19 protein-coding genes and 2 riboswitches are annotated in these 23,892 nt (G+C 61.5%); of the genes, 4 read left to right on the forward strand and 15 right to left on the reverse strand.

The window, feature by feature from the left end:
- Nucleotides 1–68: 68 nt before the first annotated feature.
- The 8 genes from rseP to rpsB all read right to left on the reverse strand — a co-directional run bounded on the left by rseP (nucleotide 69) and on the right by rpsB (nucleotide 7,745).
- On the reverse strand, nucleotides 69–1,430 hold the full coding sequence (gene rseP / locus OX460_RS07855) for an RIP metalloprotease RseP (RefSeq protein WP_289898330.1): 1,362 nt from the start codon (nucleotides 1,428–1,430) through the stop codon (nucleotides 69–71).
- Complete coding sequence (ispC, locus tag OX460_RS07860) at nucleotides 1,427–2,611, reverse strand: 1-deoxy-D-xylulose-5-phosphate reductoisomerase (protein WP_099664329.1); 1,185 nt, start codon at nucleotides 2,609–2,611, stop codon at nucleotides 1,427–1,429. The genes rseP and ispC overlap by 4 nt, the downstream gene beginning before the upstream one ends.
- An 8-nt stretch (nucleotides 2,612–2,619) precedes the next feature.
- On the reverse strand, nucleotides 2,620–3,453 hold the full coding sequence (locus OX460_RS07865; RefSeq protein WP_251349122.1) for a phosphatidate cytidylyltransferase: 834 nt from the start codon (nucleotides 3,451–3,453) through the stop codon (nucleotides 2,620–2,622).
- Nucleotides 3,453–4,220 carry a polyprenyl diphosphate synthase gene (gene uppS / locus OX460_RS07870; protein WP_099664331.1) on the reverse strand — a complete coding sequence of 256 codons (768 nt, stop codon included), beginning with the start codon at nucleotides 4,218–4,220 and terminating at the stop codon, nucleotides 3,453–3,455. The genes OX460_RS07865 and uppS overlap by 1 nt, the downstream gene beginning before the upstream one ends.
- 99 nt (nucleotides 4,221–4,319) lie before the next feature.
- On the reverse strand, nucleotides 4,320–4,880 hold the full coding sequence (gene frr / locus OX460_RS07875) for a ribosome recycling factor (RefSeq protein WP_034784152.1): 561 nt from the start codon (nucleotides 4,878–4,880) through the stop codon (nucleotides 4,320–4,322).
- 177 nt (nucleotides 4,881–5,057) lie between these two features.
- On the reverse strand, nucleotides 5,058–5,774 hold the full coding sequence (gene pyrH, locus OX460_RS07880) for a UMP kinase (protein WP_034752258.1): 717 nt from the start codon (nucleotides 5,772–5,774) through the stop codon (nucleotides 5,058–5,060).
- A 148-nt stretch (nucleotides 5,775–5,922) separates the two neighbouring features.
- A complete protein-coding gene (gene tsf, locus OX460_RS07885) occupies nucleotides 5,923–6,834 on the reverse strand; it encodes a translation elongation factor Ts (RefSeq protein ID WP_034752260.1) in 912 nt (303 codons plus the stop codon).
- A gap of 158 nt (nucleotides 6,835–6,992) precedes the next feature.
- A complete protein-coding gene (rpsB, locus tag OX460_RS07890) occupies nucleotides 6,993–7,745 on the reverse strand; it encodes a 30S ribosomal protein S2 (protein ID WP_010397614.1) in 753 nt (250 codons plus the stop codon).
- Between the two features lie 390 nt (nucleotides 7,746–8,135).
- Between rpsB and map the strand changes: the two genes are divergently transcribed.
- The 4 genes from map to OX460_RS07910 all read left to right on the forward strand — a co-directional run bounded on the left by map (nucleotide 8,136) and on the right by OX460_RS07910 (nucleotide 13,257).
- On the forward strand, nucleotides 8,136–8,948 hold the full coding sequence (gene map / locus OX460_RS07895) for a type I methionyl aminopeptidase (RefSeq protein ID WP_099668116.1): 813 nt from the start codon (nucleotides 8,136–8,138) through the stop codon (nucleotides 8,946–8,948).
- Between the two features lie 34 nt (nucleotides 8,949–8,982).
- Nucleotides 8,983–11,550 (forward strand): [protein-PII] uridylyltransferase, encoded by a 2,568-nt coding sequence (locus OX460_RS07900; protein WP_251349123.1) that lies wholly within the window; start codon nucleotides 8,983–8,985, stop codon nucleotides 11,548–11,550.
- Between the two features lie 40 nt (nucleotides 11,551–11,590).
- Nucleotides 11,591–12,340, forward strand: a complete 750-nt coding sequence (locus OX460_RS07905) for a pseudouridine synthase (protein ID WP_034752263.1) — start codon at nucleotides 11,591–11,593, stop codon at nucleotides 12,338–12,340.
- Nucleotides 12,341–12,492: 152 nt separating this feature from the next.
- A complete protein-coding gene (locus OX460_RS07910) occupies nucleotides 12,493–13,257 on the forward strand; it encodes a PilZ domain-containing protein (RefSeq protein ID WP_251349124.1) in 765 nt (254 codons plus the stop codon).
- A 126-nt stretch (nucleotides 13,258–13,383) separates the two neighbouring features.
- On the opposite strand, the gene def is transcribed toward OX460_RS07910, so the two are convergent.
- The 7 genes from def to OX460_RS07945 all read right to left on the reverse strand — a co-directional run bounded on the left by def (nucleotide 13,384) and on the right by OX460_RS07945 (nucleotide 23,459).
- Nucleotides 13,384–13,920, reverse strand: a complete 537-nt coding sequence (gene def, locus OX460_RS07915) for a peptide deformylase (protein ID WP_076569759.1) — start codon at nucleotides 13,918–13,920, stop codon at nucleotides 13,384–13,386.
- Complete coding sequence (gene galU / locus OX460_RS07920; RefSeq protein ID WP_077403348.1) at nucleotides 13,917–14,810, reverse strand: UTP--glucose-1-phosphate uridylyltransferase GalU; 894 nt, start codon at nucleotides 14,808–14,810, stop codon at nucleotides 13,917–13,919. The genes def and galU overlap by 4 nt, the downstream gene beginning before the upstream one ends.
- A gap of 24 nt (nucleotides 14,811–14,834) precedes the next feature.
- Complete coding sequence (gene ligA / locus OX460_RS07925) at nucleotides 14,835–17,201, reverse strand: NAD-dependent DNA ligase LigA (protein WP_289898331.1); 2,367 nt, start codon at nucleotides 17,199–17,201, stop codon at nucleotides 14,835–14,837.
- A 14-nt stretch (nucleotides 17,202–17,215) separates the two neighbouring features.
- Nucleotides 17,216–18,379 (reverse strand): cell division protein ZipA C-terminal FtsZ-binding domain-containing protein, encoded by a 1,164-nt coding sequence (locus tag OX460_RS07930; RefSeq protein ID WP_099664336.1) that lies wholly within the window; start codon nucleotides 18,377–18,379, stop codon nucleotides 17,216–17,218.
- Nucleotides 18,376–21,903: a chromosome segregation protein SMC gene (gene smc / locus OX460_RS07935; RefSeq protein ID WP_289898332.1), complete on the reverse strand. Its 3,528-nt coding sequence runs from the start codon at nucleotides 21,901–21,903 to the stop codon at nucleotides 18,376–18,378. Before smc ends, OX460_RS07930 begins: the two co-directional genes overlap by 4 nt.
- Before the next feature lie 190 nt (nucleotides 21,904–22,093).
- Nucleotides 22,094–22,729 (reverse strand): phosphatase PAP2 family protein, encoded by a 636-nt coding sequence (locus OX460_RS07940; RefSeq protein WP_253192868.1) that lies wholly within the window; start codon nucleotides 22,727–22,729, stop codon nucleotides 22,094–22,096.
- Between the two features lie 157 nt (nucleotides 22,730–22,886).
- Nucleotides 22,887–23,459, reverse strand: coding sequence for an ATP-dependent Clp protease proteolytic subunit (locus OX460_RS07945; protein ID WP_257218643.1), 573 nt, complete (start codon nucleotides 23,457–23,459; stop codon nucleotides 22,887–22,889).
- Nucleotides 23,460–23,628: 169 nt separating this feature from the next.
- A riboswitch (glycine riboswitch) is annotated at nucleotides 23,629–23,715 on the forward strand.
- Between the two features lie 28 nt (nucleotides 23,716–23,743).
- A riboswitch (glycine riboswitch) is annotated at nucleotides 23,744–23,849 on the forward strand.
- The last annotated feature ends 43 nt before the right edge of the window (nucleotides 23,850–23,892 follow it).

Genomic DNA, 23,892 nt, shown 5'->3' on the forward strand with positions numbered 1-23,892 from the left:
GGTAAATCAATGGACAACATACACAAAAGATTGCTTGTGCGACTCACGCAATGGCATCAACCACGGCCCTAATTCAGCAATCGCAACACGTCATTAAAGACGGCAAGCACCATCAAGGTCAGCAACAAACCGATCCCCAGGCGCTGGGCAATCTCGCCTACGCGCTCCGGCAAGGGGCGTCCGGTCAAAACTTCCAGCGAATAATACAGCAAATGCCCGCCATCCAGAACAGGAATGGGTAGCAAATTCATCACGCCCAGACTGATACTGATGAAGGCAATGAAGCTCAGGTAGCTTACCAGGCCGATGCGCGCCGTCTGGCCCGCATAATCGGCGATGGTAATGGGACCCGTCACATTCTTCAGCGAGACCTGGCCGGTGATCATTTTGCCCAGCATTTTCAGGCTCATGACACTGGTATCCCAGACCTTGGCGGACGCCTTGCCCACGGCGGAGAACGGTCCGGAGGCCACGGTGATCATATCCGGCACCTGTCCCAGCTTTGCCTGTATCTTACCAACTGTTACAGCTCCCTCTGCCCCGGCGCCCGACACGGCGTCCGGCGTAATGGACAGGGTCAGGTCCTGGCTCTGGCGCAAGAGCTGTAATTGCAAGGTCCGGCCCGGCGCCTGGCTCAGGGTGGCGATGACGGCCGCCACGTCGTGCACGGGCTGTTCGTCGATGGCCAGGATCTGGTCGTTTTTCTGCAGGCCGGCGCGCGCGGCGGCGCCATCGGGCATGATTTCCATCAAGGTGGGCGCGGAACGGGCCAGGGTCAGGCCCAGCTTGCCCAGCACGTCGCCTTCCAGGTCCGCTTCCGTCAGGCTGGCCGTCGCCAAGGTCGCTTCCTGCTGGCCACGGTCGGGACGGCGTACTTCGATGCGCGCCGGCTGCTTGTCGAGGGTGGCCTGGATCAGCTCCCAGCGCAGCTCGGACCAGCTGGCCACGGCCTTGCCATTCACCGCTTCGACCGTATCGCCGCTGCGCAAGCCGGCCGCATAGGCGGCGGTCTGCTCGGCCACGGGACCGAGCTTGCTCGACGGCTCTTCGATGCCATGCATGAACAGGCCCGCGTACAGCACGATGGCGACGAGGAAATTGGCCAGCGGGCCGGCGGCCACGATGGCGATGCGGCGCCACACGCTCTGGCGCGTGAATTCGCGGCGCAATTCGTTTTCCGGCAAGTCGCTGAGGTCTTGCGCGCGGCTGTCGAGCATGCTGACATAGCCGCCCAGCGGCAGCGCGGAAATCGCCCATTCCGTCTGGTCCTTGCCAAACTTGCGCGAATACACCACTTTTCCCATGCCGATCGAGAAACGCAGCACCTTCACGCCGCACCAGCGCGCCACCAGGTAGTGACCCAGCTCGTGCAGGGTGATCAGCGAGCCCAGCGCAACGATGAACGCCAGCAAGGTGGTAATCAGGGTCATGCGGCCAGCCTGTGGGCGATGTACGCGTGCGCGGCCGCTCTGGCGAGGCGGTCCTGCTCCATCACGGCCTCGATGCTCGAAGCGGCGCCGTGCGGCACCGTCTCGATCACGTGCGCAATGACCCGGTCGATCTGGCGGAAGCCGATCTGTTCGTCGAGGAAGGCTTGCACCGCCACTTCATTGGCCGCGTTCAGCAAGGCCGGCGCCGTACCGCCCGCGCGCAGGGCGTCGAAGGCCAGCGCCAGGCAGGGGAAGCGGCGGAAATCGGGACGTTCGAACTGCAAGGTGGCCACTTGCGCCAGGTCAAGCTGCGCCACGCCAGAGTTGATGCGCTGTGGATACGCCAGCGCATGCGCGATCGGCGTGCGCATGTCCGGATTGCCCAGCTGGGCCAGCACGGAACCGTCGATGTACGAGACCATCGAATGGATCACGCTTTGCGGGTGGATCAGCACCTCGATCTGCTCCGCCGGCGCGCCGAACAGCCAGTGCGCCTCGATCACTTCCAGGCCCTTGTTCATCATGGTGGCCGAATCGACGGAAATCTTGCGCCCCATGGCCCAGGTCGGATGCTTGCAAGCCTGGTCCGGCGTGACCGTGTCGAGCGTCTCGACGTCGCGCGTGAGGAAGGGGCCGCCTGACGCCGTCAGCACGATTTTCGCCACGCCCGCGGCGCCGGGCGCGCGGCCATGGGCATGCGGCATGCATTGGAAGATGGCGTTATGTTCGCTGTCGATCGGCAACAGTACGGCGCCGTTGTCATGCACGGCATCGATGAACAGCTGGCCGGACATGACCAGCGCTTCCTTGTTGGCCAGCAATACTTTCTTACCAGCACGTGCCGCCGCCAGGGTCGGCGCCAGGCCGGCCGCGCCGACGATGGCCGCCATCACGCCCGTCACTTGCGGCGCGCTAGCGATGGCGCACAGGGCCTCCACGCCATACTCGACTTGCGTATCGACGCCCTGCCCGCGCAGCAAACGCGTCAGCTCAAGGGCGGCGTCAGCCGTGCCGACGACGGCGCGCTGGGGACGGAATTGCAGGCACTGGGCGGCCAGTTCGGCGACACGGCTGTGCGCGCTCAACGCGTACACGCTGTATTGCTCCGGGTGACGCGCGAGCACGTCCAGGGTGGACACGCCGATCGAACCGGTCGCGCCAAGGATGGTGATGTATTGCATGAGTTTCCTTAAAGCCAGCTGGCCACGAGGGCGGCAAATGGCAGGACCGGGATCAACGCGTCGATACGGTCGAGTACACCGCCATGGCCGGGCAGCAGGTTGCTGCTGTCCTTGATGCCGGCGCGGCGCTTCAATTGGGATTCGAACAGGTCGCCGACGATGCTGGCGGCGACGATCAGCAGCAGCACCAGCAAGGCCACCAGCCAGCCGCGGCGCAATTGCAGCTGCACGGCAAAGGTGTCTTGCAAGACCGGCAGTGCTGGCGCGGCGAAAATCGTGATGGCGGCGATGACGAGCACGGCGATGCCGCCGCCGATGGCGCCTTCCCAGGATTTACCTGGGGAAATACTTGGCGCCAGCTTGCGCTTGCCGAAAGCCTTGCCCGAGAAATAGGCGCCGATATCGGCGATCCACACGAGGGCCATCACGGACAGCAGGTACAAAGGGCTATGCAGGAACAAGGCGATGATGGCGACGAAGCAGCCGACGATGGTCACCGGATACACCAGGCTGAGCAAGGTATTGCCCAGGCCTTCGGTGGGCGGCAAGCCCGTCGCCAGCGAAGGCACGAAGCGGATCAGCCAGATGGCCACGCACAGGGCGAACCAGAAATTGAGCTGCGCCATGCCGTTGCCGACAAAAAACGTATAAGCGAAGGCGGCAGTCCAGATGGCGGCAATCAAGAGCGCCTGGCGATTTTTGAAAATGCGGAAGCTTTCCCAGATGGCGGCGCCGAAGAACGCCGTGGCGATCACGGCGAAGGCGGGGAAGTAATTCAGATACAGAACCGGCAGCAAGACCGCCAACAAGACCAGGGCGGTGATTATCCGTGTTTTCAGCATCAGTTTGTCTTTTCAGTTAATTGCGCGCTGGTACGGCCAAAGCGCCGTTCGCGCTGCTGGTAAGACGCGATTGCCGCGTCGAGGCACTCGTCATTGAAGTCGGGCCAGAAAGTCTCGGTGAAAAACAACTCAGTGTACGCCAGTTGCCACAGGAGGAAATTGGAAATGCGCTGCTCGCCGCCCGTGCGGATGAACAGATCGGGCTCGGGCGCGTAAGCCATGGCCAGGTGCGGCGCCAATTGCTCTTCCGTGTAGGCGTGCCCGGCGCTCTGGCCGTTGGCTGCCGCCTCGGCCGTCATTTTGTTGACTGCCTGCATGATATCCCAGCGGCCGCCGTAATTGGCGCAGATGGACACCGTCAGGCGCGTGTTGTTCGCCGTCTTGCGTTCCGCATTGGCGATCAGGGTTTGCAACTGCTCATTGAAGCGCGACAGGTCGCCCACGACCTTCAGGCGGATATCATTGGCGTGCATCTTGACCACTTCGCGTTCCAGCATCGTGACGAACAGGCGCATCAGCATCGACACCTCTTCTTCCGGGCGGCGCCAGTTTTCCGAACTGAAGGCAAACAGGGTCAGGTACTCGACACCGCGATCGAGGCAAGTCTCGACGATGCCGCGCACGGCGTCGGCGCCCTTGACGTGGCCAGCCACGCGGGGCAGGAAGCGCTTGGTTGCCCAGCGGCCATTGCCATCCATAATGATTGCCACATGGCGCGGCACCGTGCCCACCTCAGGTACTGCCGTTGTCGAACTCGAATAGATCATGAAAACACGAATACCAAAAATAAAAGATAGCTATTATGCGCCAAATAGCACTGCCCGGAAAAGCCATGCTTTCCCGGGCAGCGTCAAAAGAACTGAAAACTAGACCGTCAGCACTTCTTTTTCTTTGTCGACCACCATCTTGTCGATGTCGGCAATAAACTTGTCCGTCAGCTTCTGCACTTCTTCCGACGAGCGGCGCTCATCGTCCTCGGAGCAGGCTTTTTCCTTGACCAGTTTCTTCAGCGACTCGTTCGCATCGCGGCGAATGTTACGCACGGCAATCTTCGCGTCTTCCGCTTCGCTCTTGACCAGCTTGACCATTTCCTTGCGGCGCTCTTCCGTCAGCGGCGGCGTCGGAACGCGGATCAGGTCGCCCTGTGCCGACGGGTTCAAACCCAGGTCGGCGTCGCGGATGGCTTTTTCGATGGTGTTGGCCATCTTCTTTTCGTACGGCTGCACACCGATGGTGCGCGCGTCGATCAGGGTCACGTTGGCAACCTGGGTCAGCGCCGTCGGCGAACCGTAGTAATCGACCATCACGTGGTCCAGGATACCCGTATGGGCGCGGCCGGTACGCACTTTGGCCAGGTCGGCCCGCAGTGTTTCCAGCGACTTCGTCATGCGTTCCTGGGTGTTCTTTTTAACGTCAGCTAAGGACATGCTGCTCTCCAATCTTGATAACAATGAATATTCTACTTTGCCGGATTCAGCAAACAAACCCGCGCAGTCGGGAGTGCCGAAAACCGTTCAGGGCAAGGCGCAGCGCCGAAGACAGTACTAAATGTACGGCGAGGCGCTGCAACGCAGCCATGGACGGTTTCTCGGTGCTCCTTATTTCTATACGTGGACCAGCGTGCCTTCATCTTCACCCATGATGACGCGCATCAGCGCGCCCGGCTTGGTGATCGAAAACACCTTGATTGGCAGTTTCTGGTCGCGGCACAGGGCGAATGCGGTGGCATCCATCACTTGCAGGTGCTTGGCGATGGCGTCGTCGAACGTAATCGTGTGGAACAGGGTGGCGTTCGGATCCTTCTTCGGATCGGCCGTGTAGACGCCGTCGACCTTGGTGGCCTTCAGGACGATCTCGGCGCTGATCTCGGAACCGCGCAGGGCGGCTGCCGTGTCGGTGGTGAAGAACGGATTGCCGGTACCGGCGGCGAAGACGACCACTTTACCTTCTTCCAGGTATTGCAGGGCTTTCGGGCGGACGTACGGCTCGACCACTTGTTCGATGCCGATGGCCGACATGACGCGCGCGGTGATGCCGACGTGGCGCATGGCATCGGCCAGGGCCAGGGCATTCATCACCGTGGCAAGCATGCCCATGTAGTCGGCGGTGGCGCGGTCCATGCCTTGCGCACCAGGCGCGACGCCGCGGAAGATATTGCCGCCGCCAATCACGATTGCCAGTTCCACACCCAACTTTGCCACCTCGGCCACATCGGCCACCATGCGCTCGATCGTGGCGCGGTTGATGCCGTAGGGATCATCACCCATCAGGGCTTCGCCGGACAACTTGAGGAGGACGCGCTTGTAGGCTGGTTTTGACATGAGCTGGGGCTCCATAAATGAGGTTATTCGAGTATGACATGGCGCAGCGCCTTGCAGCGCCGGATAGGCGGGAGGAAGCTGCCCATGCCGCCGCCCGGCACGACAGGTGCGGGCGGGCCAAAAAAACGGGCCTCTCGGCCCGCTTTACTTACGCTCCCTGGGAGGCAGCCATCTGTGCTGCGACTTCTGCTGCGAAGTCGTCTTGCTTCTTCTCGATGCCCTCGCCCACTACGTACATGGCGAAACCTTTGACGCTGGTGTTAGCCGCCTTCAGCATTTGCTCAACCGACAGCTTGTCGTTTTTCACGAAAGCTTGGTTCAGCAGGGAAACTTCTTTCAAGAACTTCTGTACGGAACCTTCCAGGCGCTTGGCCAGGATTTCCGGCGATTGCGCTGGCTTGCCTTCGGCGGCCGCTTTGGCTGCGTCTTCTTCGGCTTTCAGTTGTGCAACCGAACGCTCTTTTTCGATCAGTTCCGCAGGAACTTCGTTCGACGACAGCGACACTGGCTTCATGGCAGCGATGTGCATGGCCACGTCTTTGCCGACTTGCTCATCGGCGCCGTCGAATTCGACGATCACGCCGATGCGCGAACCGTGCAGGTACGAAGCCAGCTTGGCGCTGGTTTCGAAACGCTGGAAGCGGCGGATGGTCATGTTTTCGCCGATTTTGCCGATCAGGGCAGCGCGCACGTCTTCCAGGGTCTTGCCATCGAGTGGCAGGGCCAGCAGGGCAGCGACGTCAGCCGGGTTGTGTTCTGCTACCAGACGGGCAGCGTTGTTGGCCAGTGCCAGGAAATCGTCGTTTTTCGCAACAAAGTCGGTTTCCGAGTTCACTTCGACCAAGGCGCCTACGCCATTGGCGATGTAAGTTGCCACGACGCCTTCAGCGGTAATGCGTGCCGATGCTTTCGATGCCTTGCCGCCCAGTTTGACGCGCAGGATCTCTTCCGCACGAGCCATGTCGCCTTCGGCTTCGGTCAGTGCTTTTTTGCATTCCATCATTGGTGCGTCGGTTTTGCCGCGCAATTCGCCTACCATCGCTGCTGTAATCGCTGCCATGTGTTTCTCCTGATTCGGTGAGTCGATAGTCGCGGCCGGGCATGCATGCCTCGCCAGCGGTCACTATCGTTTTTTTGTTAAAAAAAAGGGGGAGCTGCTGCCACCCCTTTTCCCTTACTGCTGTGCTTACAAACGGCTATCCTGCGATAGCCTGGCCATTAAGCCTGTTCGTTTACTTCGACGAATTCGTCGCCAGCGGCTGCTTTAACCATTTCAACAACTTCGTTACCGGCAGCTGCACGGCCTTCGATGATTGCATCAGCAACACCGCGAGCGTACAACATGATGGCTTTCGAGGAGTCATCGTTACCTGGGATCACGAAGTTCACGCCTTCTGGGGAGTGGTTGGTATCGACAACGCCGATGACCGGGATACCCAGTTTAGCTGCTTCGGTGATCGCACCTTTGTGGTAGCCGACGTCGACGACGAAGATTGCGTCAGGAATGCCGCCCATGTCCTTGATGCCGCCGATCGATTTTTGCAGCTTGATCATTTCGCGGGAGAACATCAGCGCTTCTTTTTTCGACAGCTTCTCGATCGAACCGTCTTCGATCATCACTTCCATGTCTTTCAGACGCTTGATCGAGGTTTTGATCGTTTTGAAGTTGGTCAGCATGCCGCCCAACCAACGTTGATCAACGAAAGGCACGCCAGCGCGTTGTGCTTCAGCAGCGATGATTTCGCGAGCTTGACGCTTGGTGCCAACCATCAGGATGGTGCCACGGTTTGCAGCCAGTTGACGCACGTGCTTCATTGCGTCCTGGTACATCGCCATGGTTTTTTCCAGGTTGATGATGTGGATCTTGTTGCGATGGCCGAAGATGAACGGTGCCATTTTTGGATTCCAAAAACGGGTTTGGTGACCAAAGTGGACACCGGCTTCCAGCATTTCGCGCATTGTTACGGACATTATTAACTCCAGGGTTGGGTCTGGAATCCGATCAGTCACCATACAGGCACCCTTGTCGACCGGATTCGCGTGTTTATATAAATTAAAGACACTGTTTTACTACATTGCTTAAAAGAGAATTCAAGCAACCCGGGATTCTACACCGAAATGCCCATTTCATCAAGCCCACGGCGCAAATCGCGCGCGCAGCGACGGCAAGCGTTGCACCACGCTGGTGCAAGGCGTATCCGCCATGGCCATTCCCGCAAAAAACGCCTGCCCGCCCTAGGATGGAGGCGGCGGATACAGGGCGCCTCGTTTATAATTTCGACATATTTGCAGACTTTTCCTCCTACGCTGAGATTCGTCTGTGCTTTTCACCCGAACAACTTGCAGATTGCGAATTACATCATGTCCACCATCCGTATCAATACCGCCGCCGACATCGAAGGCATGCGCGTTGCCGGCAAACTCGGCGCCGAAGTGCTCGACTACATCACTCCCTTCGTCAAGGTCGGCGTCACGACCGGCGAACTGGACCGCCTGTGCCACGAATACATGGTCAACGTGCAAGGCACCATCCCTGCCCCGCTGAACTATTGCCCGCCCGGCTACACGCCCTACCCGAAAGCCATCTGCACCTCCGTCAACGACGTCATCTGCCACGGCATCCCCGGCGACAAGGTCTTGAAAAGCGGCGACTCCGTCAACCTCGACATCACCGTCATCAAGGATGGCTACCACGGCGACAACAGCCGCATGTTCCTCGTCGGCACGCCCACCATCCTGGCCAAGCGCCTGTCGGAAATCACCTATGAATGCATGTGGCTGGGCATAGCCCAGATCAAGCCCGGTGCCCACCTGGGCGATATCGGCCACGCCATCCAGCAGCACGCGGAAAAGGCAGGCTACAGCGTGGTGCGCGAATTCTGCGGCCACGGCATCGGCAAGGTCTTCCATGAAGAACCGCAAGTGTTACATTACGGCAAGCCAGGCACCCTGGAACGCCTGGAAGCGGGCATGATTTTCACCGTCGAACCGATGATCAACTCGGGCCGCCGCGAAATCCGCGAAATGAACGATGGCTGGACCATCAAAACCAAGGACCGCAGCCTGTCGGCGCAATGGGAACACACGGTGCTGGTGACGGAAACGGGTTATGAAGTGCTGACCGTCTCGCCCGGCATGCCACCGCCACCGGCCTTGATCCTGAACAAAGCCTGATTCTCCACCCCACGCACCGCCACCCAGGGCCCAGATGAAAAAGCAAGTTCGGGAACAGCTGAAACAGCAACTGAAAGCCGACCGCCAGGTCGTCATTGCGGCCTTCCAGGCCGACGGCAAGCCTGAAAAACTGCTGCGCAGCCTGCGCCACAGCGTCGACGGCGTGCTGGCGCGCGCCTGGCAGGAAGCGGGCTTGCCGCCAGGCACTTCCCTGGTGGGCGTGGGCGGCTATGGCCGCGGCGAACTGTTTCCGTATTCCGACGTCGACCTGCTGATCCTGCTGCAACAACCGCCCGATGGGGCCACGCAGGAAAAGCTCGAGGAACTGGTGCAGCTGCTGTGGGACCTGGGCCTGGAAATCGGCCACAGCATCCGCACGGTCGATGAATGCCTGGTCGAATCGAAGGCCGACATCACCGTGCAAACGAGCTTGCTCGAAGCGCGCCTCGTGTGCGGCAACGCGGACTTGTTCGCGCAATTGCAGCAACGCTATGACGCAGCCATGGACCCGCAGGCGTTTTTCCAGGCGAAAACGGCGGAAATGCGCCAGCGCCATGCCAAATACGAAGACACGGCCTTCAGCCTGGAACCGAATTGCAAGGAAAGCCCGGGCGGCTTGCGCGACTTGCAGGTGATCCTGTGGGTAGCCAAGGCGGCGGGCCTGGCGAACTCGTGGCGCACCCTGGCCACGGGCGGCCTGATCACCCTGACGGAAGCGCGCCAGCTGATGGAAAAAGAGCGCGCTTTCAAGGATATCCGCGTGCGCCTGCACCTGCATGCGGGGCGGCGCGAAGACCGCCTCGTGTTCGACGTGCAGACGGCCATCGCCGAATCGCTGGGCTTGCAGGCGACGGGCAGCGGGCCGCACATGCGCCGCGCCAGCGAATTCCTCATGCAGCGCTACTACTGGGCCGCCAAGACGGTGACCCAGCTCAACACGATTTTGCTGCAAAACATCGAAGCGCGATTGTTTCCACAAGACAATGTGGCCGTGCCCATCAACGCACGCTTCAATGAAGTCAACAGCCTGATCGACATCAGCGCCGACGATACGTTCGAGCAATACCCATCGGCCATGCTGGAAGTCTTCGTGCTGATGACGGAACGCCCCGCCCTGAAGGGCATGACCTCGCGCGCCACGCGGGCCCTGTGGCACGCGCGCTTCAAGATCGACGCCGCCTTCCGCCAGGACCCCGTCAACCGCGCCCTCTTCCTGCGCATCATGCAAGCGCCGGTCGGCATCATCCATGCGCTGCGGCGCATGAACGAGATGAGCATCCTGGGACGCTACCTGCCGAATTTCCGCCGCATCGTGGGCCAGATGCAGCACGACCTGTTCCACGTGTACACGGTCGACCAGCACATTTTGATGGTAGTGCGCAACATGCGCCGCTTCACCATGAGCGAACACGCGCACGAATACCCGTTCTGCAGCCAGCTGATGGCCGATTTCTCGCAATCGTGGCTGCTGTATGTGGCGGCCCTGTTCCACGACATCGCCAAGGGCCGCGGCGGCGACCATTCGAAGCTGGGCGTGGCCGACGCCACCCAGTTCTGCCAGGAGCACGGCCTGTCGGAAGAAGACACGGAACTGGTGGCTTTCTTGGTGGAAAATCACCTGACCATGTCGCAAGTGGCGCAAAAGCAGGATTTGTCCGATCCCGACGTCATCGCCGCCTTTGCAAAAGTGGTCAAGGACGAGCGCCACCTGACGGGCCTGTACCTGCTGACGGTGGCCGACATCCGCGGCACCAGCCCGAAAGTGTGGAATGCCTGGAAGGGCAAGCTGCTGGAAGACCTGTACAAGATCACCTTGCGCGTGCTGGGCGGCGAGCCGCACACGGCCGACCGCGAGCTGAAGAACCGCCAGCAGGAAGCGCTGGCCACCCTGCGCCTGTACGGCTTGCCGCCGGACGCGCATCTGAAACTGTGGCAGCAGCTGGACGTGGCGTATTTCCTGCGCCACGACGCGTCCGACATCGCCTGGCAAACGCGCTCGCTGTATGACAAGCTCGACAGCAAGTTGCCGGTGGTAAAATGCCGGCTGGCGCCCATCGGCGAAGGCTTGCAGGTGGCCGTGTACATTCCCGACCAGCCCGACCTGTTCGCGCGCATCTGCAGCTATTTCGACCGCAAGAACTTCAGCATTCTCGACGCGAAGATCCACACGACCAAGAATGGCTATGCGCTCGACACGTTCCTTGTCACGGAGCAAAATTTCGCCAAGAGCTACCGCGACATCATCAGCCTGATCGAGCATGAGCTGGGCGAGCTGCTGCAGTCGCAAACGCCGCTGCCGCCGCCGGGCAAGGGACGGCTGTCGCGCCTGTCGCGCACCTTCCCCTTCCAGCCGACCGTGGATTTGCGGCCCGATGAAAAGGGCCAATACTATTTGCTGTCGGTGGCGGCCAACGACCGCACGGGGCTGCTGTATGCGATCGCCAACGTGCTGACCAAGTACCGCATCAACTTGCACACGGCCAAGATCATGACCCTGGGCGAGCGGGTCGAAGACGTTTTCCTCGTCGACGGTCCCGCGCTCAACAATGCCCGCAACCAGATATTGCTGGAAACCGATTTACTCGATGCGCTGAAAGTGTAGACTTTCCGCGCAGCGCCTACCTTACTGAAACTGAAACAACATGACCGAAGAATTATTACGCTTGTCCAAACGCATGTCCGAACTGGGCCTGTGCTCCCGCCGTGAAGCCGATGAATGGATCGCACGCGGCTGGGTCCGCGTGGATGGCAAGGTGGTGTCCGAGCTGGGCAGCAAGGTCTACCCGAGCCAGCGGGTCACCGTGGAACGCCAGGCGGCGGCCGAGCAATCGAAGCGGGTCACCGTGCTGATCAACAAACCCGTCGGCTATGTCAGCGGCCAGGCCGAAGACGGCTACACGCCGGCCGTGGCCCTGATCAAGGCGGAAAACCGCTGGGCGGAAGACCGCAGCCCGGAACAGTTCCACCCCACCCAGCTGCGCAGCCTGGTGGCGGCCGGCCGCCTGGACATCGATTCCGTCGGCTTGCTCGTCCTGACGCAGGACGGCCGCGTGGCCAAGCAACTGATCGGCCACGATACCGATATCGACAAGGAATACCTGGTGCGCGTGAGCTACACCAAGGGCGGCACCCTGCCCGACAGCGAACTGAAAAAGCTCAACCACGGCCTGTGGCTCGACGGCAAGCCGCTGCTGCCGGCGAAGGTGCGTTGGCAAAATGAAGACCAGCTGAGCTTTACCTTGCGCGAAGGCAAGAAACGCCAGATCCGCCGCATGTGCGAAGCCGTCGGCCTGAAAGTGCTGGGCCTGAAACGCGTGCGCATCGGCAAGGTCAAACTGGGCGACTTGCCGACGGGCCAATGGCGTTACCTGAGCGCGGACGAACAGTTTTAAGCGACGGCATCAAGGTGGCATGCCGCGTGGCATGCCAAGCCATATAAGCAACAGGAATATAGTGATATAAAAACAATTATTGTGATTTACTTAGTAAATATTGCTTTAAACCTATACACTATTCCCCATCAGAACAAAAGAGATACGCTGTCGTGAACGATCCCATCCCCAATCCCCTGCGCAAAGGCGCGCCCAGCCTGGCTGACGTGGCCGAGCCGATGGCGCCAGGCACCAAGCCGCACCATATGAGCGATCCGTGGGATATCGGCGAAACCCTGTGCAGCCTGGCAGACAACGGCGACGCCATTTCCATCTACCCGGCGGGCGGCGAAGACGTCATCATGGCGCGCATCCTGTCCGTCGACGACGACTTGCCGCAATTCGTGCTGGAACTGAATGAAGGCGCCACCCTGCCCGAAGGCGGCGCCACGTTTGTGTCGTGGGTGCAAAGCGCCAAGTTGCAATTTACCATCAATGGCGAATGGGAAGCGTATCCCGAGCGGCCAAACGTGTATCTGACCAACTTCCCCAGCCATTGTCTGGTGCTGGAACGACGGGAATCGGCACGCCTGGAAACGCCGCTGGGCGTGTACTACCTGGCCGCATTCGTGCTCGAGGGGCGTCCGTATGAATTGCAACTATATGATTTCTCGGCCGGCGGCATCGGCATGCGCGCCCATCCGCGCGACACGGTAGGCCTGTACGTGGGGCGCAAGCTGTCGCGCGTGCGCCTGGAGCTGGGACCGAACAAGGTCATGATCGCCGACCTGGAAATCCGCCTGTCGCGCACCTTCCGCTCCTTCCTGCTGGGCGAGCAGGTGCAGATCGGCTGCCGCTTCCTGAACCTGACGGATGCCATGCAGGATGAGTTGAAGATGCTGCTCGACAACCTGGGCAGCAGCCGCAAGGTGCGCTAGCTTCGCTTCACGCATGGAAAATGGCCGCCCAGCTGATGCTGCGCGGCCATTTTTTGTTCATTAACCATTACCACCGGCAACGTTTGGGATCTGCCCCGGCGGGTCTGATCCCAGATTAAGCGGCAATTAATCGTCGTCGTTTGGATCTAAATCCGGAAACATCACTTCCGTGTAGCCGAATTGCGTAAAATCAACGATACGCATCGGATACAAAATGCCGTGCAAGTGGTCTACTTCATGCTGCACCACGCGCGCATGGAAACCGTCACAGTCGCGGCTGATGGGCTGGCCGAACTGGTCCACGCCTTCGTAGTGCAGCTCGCTCCAGCGCGGCACGCTGCCGCGCAGGCCGGGCACGGACAGGCAGCCCTCGAAACCCTCTTCCTTGCGTTCCGACAAAGGCGTCAGCACAGGGTTGATCAGCACGGTTTCCGGCACTTGCGGCGCATCGGGGTAGCGCAGGTTCTGCTTGAAGCCGTAGATCACCAGCTGCAGGTTGACGCCGATCTGCGGCGCCGCCAGGCCCGCGCCATTGGCCGCATGCATGGTGTCGAACATGTCGGCGATCAAGGCATGCAGTTCGGGCGTATCGAATTCACGCACGGGCTCGGCCATGCGCAGCAGGCGCGGATCGCCCATCTTGAGGATGTCACGTACCGTCATTTTGTTTCCAGTGTCGCTTGCAGTTGTTGCAGATAGCTACGGAAGGCGGCGCCCGTTTCCGGATGTTTCATGCCCATCGCCGTCGTTGCCTTCAGGTAACCAAGCTTGGAGCCGCAATCATAACGCTGCCCCTGGTAGCGGTAAGCCAGCACGCGCTCTTCGCGCATCAGGGCGGCGATGCCGTCCGTCAACTGGATTTCGCCGCCGGCGCCCGTGCCGATATTTTCCAGATGGTTAAAGATACGGCTGGTCAGCACATAACGGCCCACCACGGCCAGGGTTGACGGCGCCTCTTCGGGCGCGGGCTTTTCCACGATGGCCGAGACCAGCTCCAGGTCGGGCTGATAATTCTTTGCCGACACAATACCGTACTGCTTGGTTTCCGCGCGCGGCACATCCTGCACGGCCAGCAGTGAGCAATTTTCATACTGGAAGACATCGGTCATCTGCGCCAGCACGGGGCGTACGCCTTCTTGTACATCCATGAAATCGTCGGCCAGCAAGACGGCAAACGGCTCGTCGCCGATCACGGGACGGGCGCACAACACGGCATGCCCCAGGCCCAGCGGCGCCGACTGGCGGATGTAAATGCAATTGATATGCTTGGGAATGACGTTTTGCACCATGTCGAGCAACTGGCGCTTGCCGGCCGCTTCCAGCTCCGATTCCAGCTCGTAAGCCGTATCGAAATGGTCTTCGATGGCGCGCTTGTTGCGTCCCGTGATGAAGATCATTTCCGTGATACCGGCCGCCACCGCTTCTTCCACCGCGTACTGGATCAATGGTTTATCGACGATGGGCAACATTTCCTTCGGTTGTGCCTTGGTCGCTGGCAAGAAGCGGCTGCCCAGGCCGGCGACGGGAAAGACTGCTTTTCTGATTTTTTTCATGGGTCTTCTGTAATATTTTAAGAATTAATCCTGCGCGAGCAAAGCCAGCAAGCCAGCCTCGTCGAGGATGGCCACGCCCAGTTCCTGGGCCTTGGCCAGCTTGCTGCCGGCATCCGAGCCGGCCACGACATATCCTGTCTTCTTCGAAACAGAACCGCTGACCTTGCCACCGGCCGCTTCGATCAGCTCCGCCGCCTCGTCGCGGCTCATGTTGGGCAAGGTACCCGTCAGGACGAAAGTCTTGCCGTCCAGCTTGCCGCCAGCGGCTGGCATTTCAGGCAATTGTGACAGTAATTCATGACGCAGGGCGTCCAGTTGACCAAGCAGCTTGACATTGCCCTCATCGGCCAGCCATTGCGCCAGCGACTCGGCCACGGCGGCAGGCAAGCCCGCATGGAAGCTGGCGCCCTGCGCGGCCAGGCTGGCCAGGGTCACGCCCCGCTCCACCAGCTGCTTGCTGCGCGGCTCCGTCAGCTTCGGGATGCCGATGGCGGCAAGCAAGGTGGTTTGTTCGAGCTGCGTGCGCAGCTTGGCGCTGGGCGCATGTTCGCCTTGCGGCGCGACACCGGCGTCCAGCAACGCCTGCAGCGCCTGCTGGTTCTTTTCTTCGGCAAAGAAATCGGCAATCGACTCGGCGACCGTGCCGCCGATATCGGGCAGCACGCGCAGCAAGGCTGCTGGCGCTTGCCGCACATACGCCAGGCTGCCGAGCCACTCGGCCAGGGTCTTGGCCGTCGATTCGCCCACGTGGCGGATGCCCAGCGCGAACAGGAAACGCTCAAGCGGCGGGCGCTTGCTCGCTTCTATACCGGCCAGCAAGTTTTCCGCCCACTTGGTGGGAATCTTGCCTTGTTGCACTGTTTCTGGCGTCGAACCGTCGCGCTCGTCGGCGCGCACTTTCATTTCCAGCAATTTATCCAGGGTCAGGCTGTACAAGTCGGCCAGGCCGTGCACGTATTCCAGTTCGACCAGGGTATCGATATAACGTTCGCCCAGGCCTTCGATATCCATCATGCGCCGGCCCGCGAAATGGCGGAACGCTTCCTTGCGCTGCGCCGAGCAGAACAGGCCGCCCGAGCAGCGGGCAATCGCCTCGCCCTCTTCGCGCACCACGTGCGAGCCGCACACGGGGCACGTTTCCCGCATCTTGAACGGCGGCGGCGCCGGTTCCGGCCGCTTTTCCAGCACCACGGACAGCACTTCGGGAATCACGTCGCCGGCGCGGCGCACGATAACCGTATCGCCCACGCGCACATCCTTGCGCAGCACCTCGTCTTCATTGTGCAAGGTGGCGTTGGTGACCGTCACGCCGCCCACGGAGACGGGCGCCAGGCGCGCCACGGGCGTCATGGCGCCCGTGCGGCCCACCTGGATATCGATGCCCAGCACCTGCGTCAGCGCCTCTTCGGCAGGGAACTTGTGCGCCAGCGCAAAACGCGGTGCGCGCGACACAAAACCCAGCTCCTGCTGGTCTTCCGTCGCGTTCACCTTGTAGACGACGCCGTCGATTTCATACGGCAAGGCGGGACGGCGCGCGCCGATGTCCGCGTAGTAATCGAGCAAGCCTTGCGCGCCCTGCACCACACGGCGCTCCTTCGATACGGGAATGCCCAGGGTTTCGTACCAGTCCAGCAAGGCAGAATGCGACACGGGCATGGCGGCGCCATCGAGGGCGCCGATGCCGTACGCATAGAAACGCAGCTTGCGCTGGGCCGTGATGCGCGAATCGAGCTGGCGCAGGCTGCCGGCCGCCGCATTGCGCGGGTTGGCGAATTCCTTCTGGCCCGCTTCGCGCTGGCGTTCGTTCAGGCGGGCAAAATCGGCCTTAAACATCATGACTTCGCCGCGCACGTCGAGCACGGCAGGAATCCTGTCGCCGTGCAGGCGCAACGGGATGCCGGAAATGGTGCGGATATTCGCCGTCACGTCCTCGCCCGTGGCGCCATCGCCGCGCGTGGCCGCCTGTATGAACAGGCCGTTTTCATAGCGCAGGTTGATCGCCAGGCCGTCGAATTTCACTTCGGCAGCGTAATCGACTTCCGCACCGTCAAGGTCCAGGCCTTCGCGCACGCGGCGGTCGAAGTTGACGATATCGTCATCGGTGAAACCATTGTTCAGCGACAACATCGGCACCGTGTGCGTGACTTGCTCGAATTGCGGCAAGGGCGCCGCGCCCACGCGCAAGGTGGGCGAATCGGGCGTGCGCAAGTCGGGATGGGCCGCTTCCAGCGCCTGCAGTTCGACGAACAGCTTGTCGTACTCGGCATCGGGGATGGTGGGATTGTCGAGCACGTGGTAGGCGTGCAGATGCCGATTGAGTTCGGCCGTGAGTGCCAGGACGCGCTGAGCGGCATTCCGCTGGGCGGCGTCCTGGTTGATCGGATCAGTCATTGTTGCGGGATTCTTCAGCTAAATAAACGCAGGGCGCGGGTGGAACCGGCCGGAATGTCGGCCGCGTCCATTTCCTGGTAAAACTCTTGCACCTGGCCGGCGATCTCGGCCAGCGCCGCGTCCGACAGGGCCTGGTTGTAATCGTCGACGATGGTGGCGTCCAGGCGGCCCACCAGTGCCTTGGCGCAAGCGACCATGGCGCCGAAGCCGTCGCGCGCGGGCGCCACGCATGGCACGTCCAGCAGCAGGGTCAGGCGCGGCGTCGTTTCCTCGGCCAGGGTGACATTCGTCGACAGCGAGAACAGATAGCCGCCTTCGCCGTCCGGCATGACGAAACGGCCGTCCGGACGCACGTCGAAGCCCTGCTTTTCCAGCGCGAACAGCAAGGTGGAAATGGCCCATGGCGCGCCATTCGTGTGCAGGTTGACGCCCAGCTGGGCATCGTGACCGGCCACGAAGCGGTGCAGATTGCGCGCTTCGGCCATCACTTCCATCATGTCGGGCACTTCCGGCTCGGCGCCGATCTCGTCAGCCACGCCGCGCAGGCGCGTGACCAGTTCCGAGTATTCCAGTTCATTCAGGGCCGTGCTGCGGCTGGCCAGCTGCACGCCGCCCTGCATCTTGGTGTAGACACCGCCATGCGTGATCGGTTCCCAGTCGCCATTCACGTGCAAACCGATGAAGTGGACGGGCTTGTTGCCCACCAGGCGCAGGGTTTGCAGCACGGGCAGGATCTTGTCGCCGCGCACGGGCGCTTCCAGCGACAAAGGCAGCAGGCAATCGATCAGCGGGTCGACCAGGCTGGTCGCCTGTTCGCTGGCGGCGCTGACTTCCGGCTGCGCCGGCGCGGCAGGAGCGGCTGGTGCAGGGTCGGCATCGGCCAGCGACGGTTCCGCATGCACGGGCGCGTCCGGCACCACGGCCGCCGGCGGCGCGCCGAACGACGGTTCGGCCTTGGCGGCGGGCGCGGCGTCGAAGCGCGGTTCCTGGCGCAGCACGGGTTCCTGGGTTTCCACGGCAGGGGCCTCGCCCTCGCGCATCAGCACGTCGTCGTGGTCGGTGGAAAAAGCCCGTTCCACGCTTTTCTTGGCCTTGTATTCCTGCCATTTGTTGTACGAGAAAACACCGACAATAAAGACGCCGCCGGCGCCGAACAAGGTAATTTGAAGGTCTGTCATGCTGCTTGTGCCTCGGTTGCAAAATTTGCGGCGGACTCCATGTCCACCGCCACGATGCGCGATACGCCCTGCTCCTGCATCGTCACACCGATCAATTGATGGGCCATTTCCATCGCAATCTTGTTATGCGAAATGAAAAGGAATTGGGTCTGGTCGGACATGCGCTTGACCATGCGGCAGAAGCGTTCCGTGTTCGAATCGTCCAGCGGTGCATCGACTTCGTCGAGCAGGCAGAACGGCGCCGGATTCAGGCGGAACATGGAAAACACCAATGCGGTCGCGGTCAGCGCCTTCTCTCCACCCGATAACAGGTGGATGGTGGCATTTTTCTTGCCGGGAGGCTGCGCCATGACTTGTACACCGGAATCGAGAATCTCGTCGCCCGTCATGGTCAGTCTGGCCTGGCCGCCGCCGAACAGAATCGGGAACAGCTCGGAAAAGTGATGGTTGACCTTGTCGAACGTGTCTTGCAACAAGTCGCGCGTTTCCTTGTCGATCTTGTGGATCGCGTCTTCCAGCGTATTGATCGCTTCCGTCAGGTCGGCATTCTGGGCGTCGAGGAAATTCTTGCGCTCGGATGCCTGCGCCAGCTCGTCCAGCGCGGCCAGGTTGACGGCGCCCAGGCCCGTGATGGCGTTCGTCAGGCGCGTCACTTCGCCCTGCAGATACGATGGACGCATGTCCGGGTGCAGCTTTTCCGTCAGGGCCGCTTCATCGGCGCCCGCTTCCAGCAGTTGCTGGGCGAATTGCTCCTGGTTCAGGCGCGCAGCCTGTTCCTTGAGCTGCATTTCCATGATCTTGTCGCGCTGCGGCTGCAAGCTGCGTTCCGATTGCGTGCGCGCATCTTCGGACAGGCGCAGCTGCTGCGTAATCTGATCGAGTTCGTGGCGCGCGTCCGCCAGCGCCCGCTCCTGCGTCGTGCGGCGTTCGAGCAAGTCCTGCAAGCCGTCGGCGGCCGCGCCGCTTTCCAGGTTGGCCAATTCCAGTTCGCCCGCCTGCAGGCTTTCCGTCACTTGCTGCGCCTGCGTGCTGGCCGTGGCGATGTTGCGGCGCAATTCCTCGATCTTCGCGCGGTGGGCTTTTTCCGCGTATTCCGTATCCTTGGCGGCCCGTTCCAGGTCGCGCAAGGCTTCGCGCGCCTCGGCCAGACGCTGTTCCTTCTGCAGGAAATCCGTGTGGCCGTCTTCGTGCGCTTCCTGCAAGTTGCCCAGCTCCATGTCCAGCTGTTCGAATTTTTCTTCCGATTCCAGCTTGGTCTGCATCTGCTCCGCTTCCTGCGCGGCGATCTCGGCCAAGTCGGCGCCGATCTGCGTGCTGCGCTGGTTGAAACGCGCTTCCACTTCCGACAGTTTCACCACGTCCAGTTGCAGAGTATGCACGGAAGACGTCAGTTGCTGTATGCGCAAGCGCAAGTCGGACAGATTGCGCGTCAGGGTGGCGACGGCCGCATCGGCCCGCACGGAACGGGCGCGCGCCTCTTCGGCCAGCAATTGCTGGGCACGCAACTGCTTGCCGATATTGTCGATTTCCTGCTGGCGGCCCAGCATGCCTTCCTGCTCCGAATCGGCCGCATAGAAGCGCACGCTGGTGGCCGTCACGACGTGACCGGCGCGCGTGACGAAATAGCCGCCCGGCGGCAATTTAGCGCGTTCGGCCAGCGCTTCGGCCGCGTCTTCCACGGCATAGGCGTTGTACAGCCAATCCTGCAGCAAGCCACGCAAGCCCGGATCGTTGAGTTTCAACAAGTTCAGGAAGGGTTTCAGGCCGGCGATTTCCGGCAGCGGCAGCGGCGCCACGGTCGACGGCGCGTACAGGGCCAGCTTGGCCGGCGGCGCGTCGGCAAAGAAGGCCTTGGCCCAGTCGATATTCGACAGTTGCAAGGCCGACGTGCGCTCGCGCAAGATCGACTCCATGGCCGCTTCCCAACCCGCTTCGATCTGCAGCTTTTGCCACAGACGCGGCAAGGTGTCGAGCTCGTGCTTTTTCAGCCAGGGCTGGACCTTGCCCTGCGTCTGTACCCGTTCCTGCAATTGTTTCAAAGCGGAAAGACGCGCTTCCAGCTGGGCATTCGCCGCCGTCTCGGCATTGACTTGCGCCTGCGCCTCGGCCCGCTCCTGCTCCAGCTTGGGTTGCTGCTCCAGCGCTTCTTCCAGGTAGAAACCCTGCTCTTCCAGGGTTTGCTGCTTTTCTTCCAGTTGCAGTTTCAGGTTTTCCAGGTGGCTGCTGTCGGGCAGACTGAGGCTGTTCTTTTCCTGCTGCAGGCGCTCGCGGCGGCTCAAGAGGCTGGCCAGGATGTTCGAGGCGTTGCGCTGGTGCGCCGATTCCAGCTCCAGCTGCTGCTGCGCCTGCATGATGCGCGCGCGCGATTCCGTGCTCTTGTTTTGCGCGGCGCGCCAGGCGGCGTCCAGCTCGGGCAATTGCTCGCCCTTCTGTTCCGCCATCATTTGCGATTGCTCAACCTTCGCGGCCAGTTCCTCGAGGTGGAATTCCGCCTCTTCGATCTGTTCCTGGTATTCGCCGCCCTGGCTGGTCCACTGGTCGCGCTGGGCCGTCAGGGTGGCCAGCTGCGCCTGCAGGCGGGCGCGCGATTCGATGACGAACTTGATCTGCGCTTCCAGGCTGCCGATTTCCGCATTCGTCTGGTACAGATGGCCTTGCGCCGTATGCAAACGGTCGCCCACGGCAAAGTGCGCCTGGCGCATCTGCTCCAGGGTCAGCTCGACGTTGCGCAGCTTGGCCGTCTGCTCTTCCAGGTCCGTCTGCGCCTGTTCCACTTCGCGGAAATAGCGCGTCTGCTCGTTTTGCGCCTCGTTCTTGCGCAGCAGCCACAACAGCTTCTGTTTTTCTTCCTGGTCCGCCTGCAAGGCGTGGAAACGGGTGGCGACAGCGGCCTGCGCTTCCAGCTTTTCCAGGTTGGCATTGAGTTCGCGCAAGATATCTTCCACGCGCAACAGGTTTTCGCGCGTGTCCTGCAGCCGGTTTTCCGTCTCGCGGCGGCGTTCCTTGTATTTCGATACGCCGGCCGCTTCTTCGAGGAAGACGCGCAATTCTTCCGGGCGCGATTCGATGATGCGCGAAATCATGCCCTGGCCGATGATGGCGTAGGCGCGCGGACCGAGGCCCGTGCCGAGGAAGATATCCTGGATGTCGCGCCGGCGCACGGGCTGGCCATTGATGTAATAGGTGGAGGTGCCGTCGCGCGTCAGGGTGCGCTTGACGGCGATCTCGGCGTACTGGCCCCACTGGCCGGACGCCTTGCCATCGTTATTGTCGAACACCAGTTCCACGGAAGCGCGCCCGGCCGGTTTGCGGTGGGTGGAGCCATTGAAAATGACGTCCTGCATCGATTCGCCGCGCAATTCCGACGCTTTCGATTCGCCCAGCACCCAGCGCACGGCGTCGATGATGTTCGACTTGCCGCAGCCATTCGGCCCGACCACGCCCACGAGCTGGCCTGGCACCTGGAAATTGGTGGGATCGACGAAAGACTTAAATCCCGACAACTTGATGGAAGAGAGACGCACGTGTTTTAGAGTTCCTGGCCTATGCTGGCGGTTATATTTGGGTGAACCCGGTTCATATTCAGTTCATGGCCACCTTGGCCACCCTTGCGGCAACAGTCCGGCCACTCACCGCAGGGAGTGGTTCATCATACCATTTCCTGATGCTTTTCTGGCCAAAAAACCGCAGCGCCAGGCGCCGGCGCGCCCCGCCTTACGGGGCTGGGCGGCCATCCTGCGCCAGTTTCCAGTCTTCGCGGGAAAAAACACGCTCATGGCCGGACAGCGCCAGGGCCAGTTTTTGCAGCCATTGCTCGGTCGGCATGGGCTCCGCCTTGAAGCTGAGCACCACCATCAGCACGAGGCTGGCCAGGGCCAGCGCATGGCTGACGGCGATATTCACGGCGCCGCGGGCGCTCCACATGAAGCCCAGGGCCAGCGCCAGGCCCAGCACGCAGCCGCTGACGGCTTCCGACACGCTGTGCGCATGCACGACCACGCGCGAAATGGCCACCAGCACGGCAAAGGCCACGCCGACGAGCACGCCGGCATGGCGCCAGCGCGGTGCAGCCCGCTGCAGCAGCACATACATCAGCACGGGAAACACGGCGCCGGCGCGCATGGCGTGGCCGCTGAAGCCCGTAAAATCGAGCGCGCTGCTGCCCACGCCCCAGCTCATGAAGGCCAGCTTCGACAGCACCACGAGGGCCAGGCCGCCGCCGTACCACAGGCTCCAGCTGAGCACGAGGCGCCATTGGCGCGAGACGAGCAGCCACAGGGCAATCGCCACGCCAGCCGGCCCCATCACGGACATATCGGCCGCAAAAGAAATCCCATTCCACCAAGTCATCGCGCCTGCACTTATTTCATGATCAGCTTGCACTATGCCACGACTCTGCCCTGTTCCGCGCGGCTTTTGCTGTGCTGCAGCGAAGAATTACATTCGATTACAAACTTTCCACGCCGAAACCATCGGCCCGGCATGGCATGGCGGGGCGCGGCAGGCGTCAGATATTCGTCAGGCGCTTGCCCTTGGGCGGCGCAAAGTCGCGGATCGATTCGATCATGCCCACTTCCAGCGCCTGGTCGGCCGTCAGGTGCAGGTCGGAATACGCGTGCACCTGCCACTGCTCTTCCGTCAGGCTGACGTGGCCGCGCAGGATGCGCTCGGTACGCATGTCGTCGGCGCGCAAGCCCTCGACGATGATGCTGAGCGCGTCGGGGCGGGAACCGGGCGAGGCTGTCGCATGCGACTTGTGCACCATGAAGCGGGCCGTGTCGCTGGCATGGCGGTGCCGCCCCGCCAGGAACAGGGTGACGGCGATGGAGGCCACGGCGCCCCCGTTATAGGTGATGATGTCGAGCGGCAACTTGCTGAGGAAGTTGTACAGACAGATGCCGTCGCTGACATAGCCGCCGTTCGACTGGATCAGGATGTGCGCGGTGGTGAGCTTGTCTTCCGTGATGTCGGCCGCGGCGTTGAAGACGCGCCGCACCATATCGCTGTTGACGTCGCCCGAGAGGGTAAAGTAACCGTGCTGCTCGGTGTTGTTTTGCGTCTCGCTTTGTGTAGTGTTCATGGCAGGCACCCGCAAGAAAGCCAGAATTTCATCATAGCGCATTCCCGCGCGGCCGGGCGCCCTTTTGCACCGGGCCAGCGCCCTTCCCAGCCCCGCAAACCGGGGCTTTTGCTGCAATTTGACAATGTCTTTTCAGATTGACAGAAACACCCTGCTGGCATATATTCCTCCCACTTGATCGGGAGAGGGCAAACCAGCGTTGCCGCCGAAGGGGCACTACCCAAAAACTCTCAGGCAAAAGGACCGATCAGGCGGACTGAAGCTGTTGCTTTGGCGACACGTTTCAGCTCAACTCTGGAGAGCGGCCGCGGCTATTGCCGGCGGCCCACCGAAGGGGCGCACGGGGCAAGCCCCCGTAATCTCTCAGGTACAAAGGACAGGGGGGTCAGTGATCACGCTGGAAAGCCGTGTTTGGCTATTCTATGTTTTGTTA

Origin of the sequence: Janthinobacterium sp. SUN033 (assembly GCF_030397595.1) — a bacterium.
GTDB classification, from domain to species: Bacteria; Pseudomonadota; Gammaproteobacteria; order Burkholderiales; family Burkholderiaceae_D; genus Janthinobacterium; species Janthinobacterium kumbetense.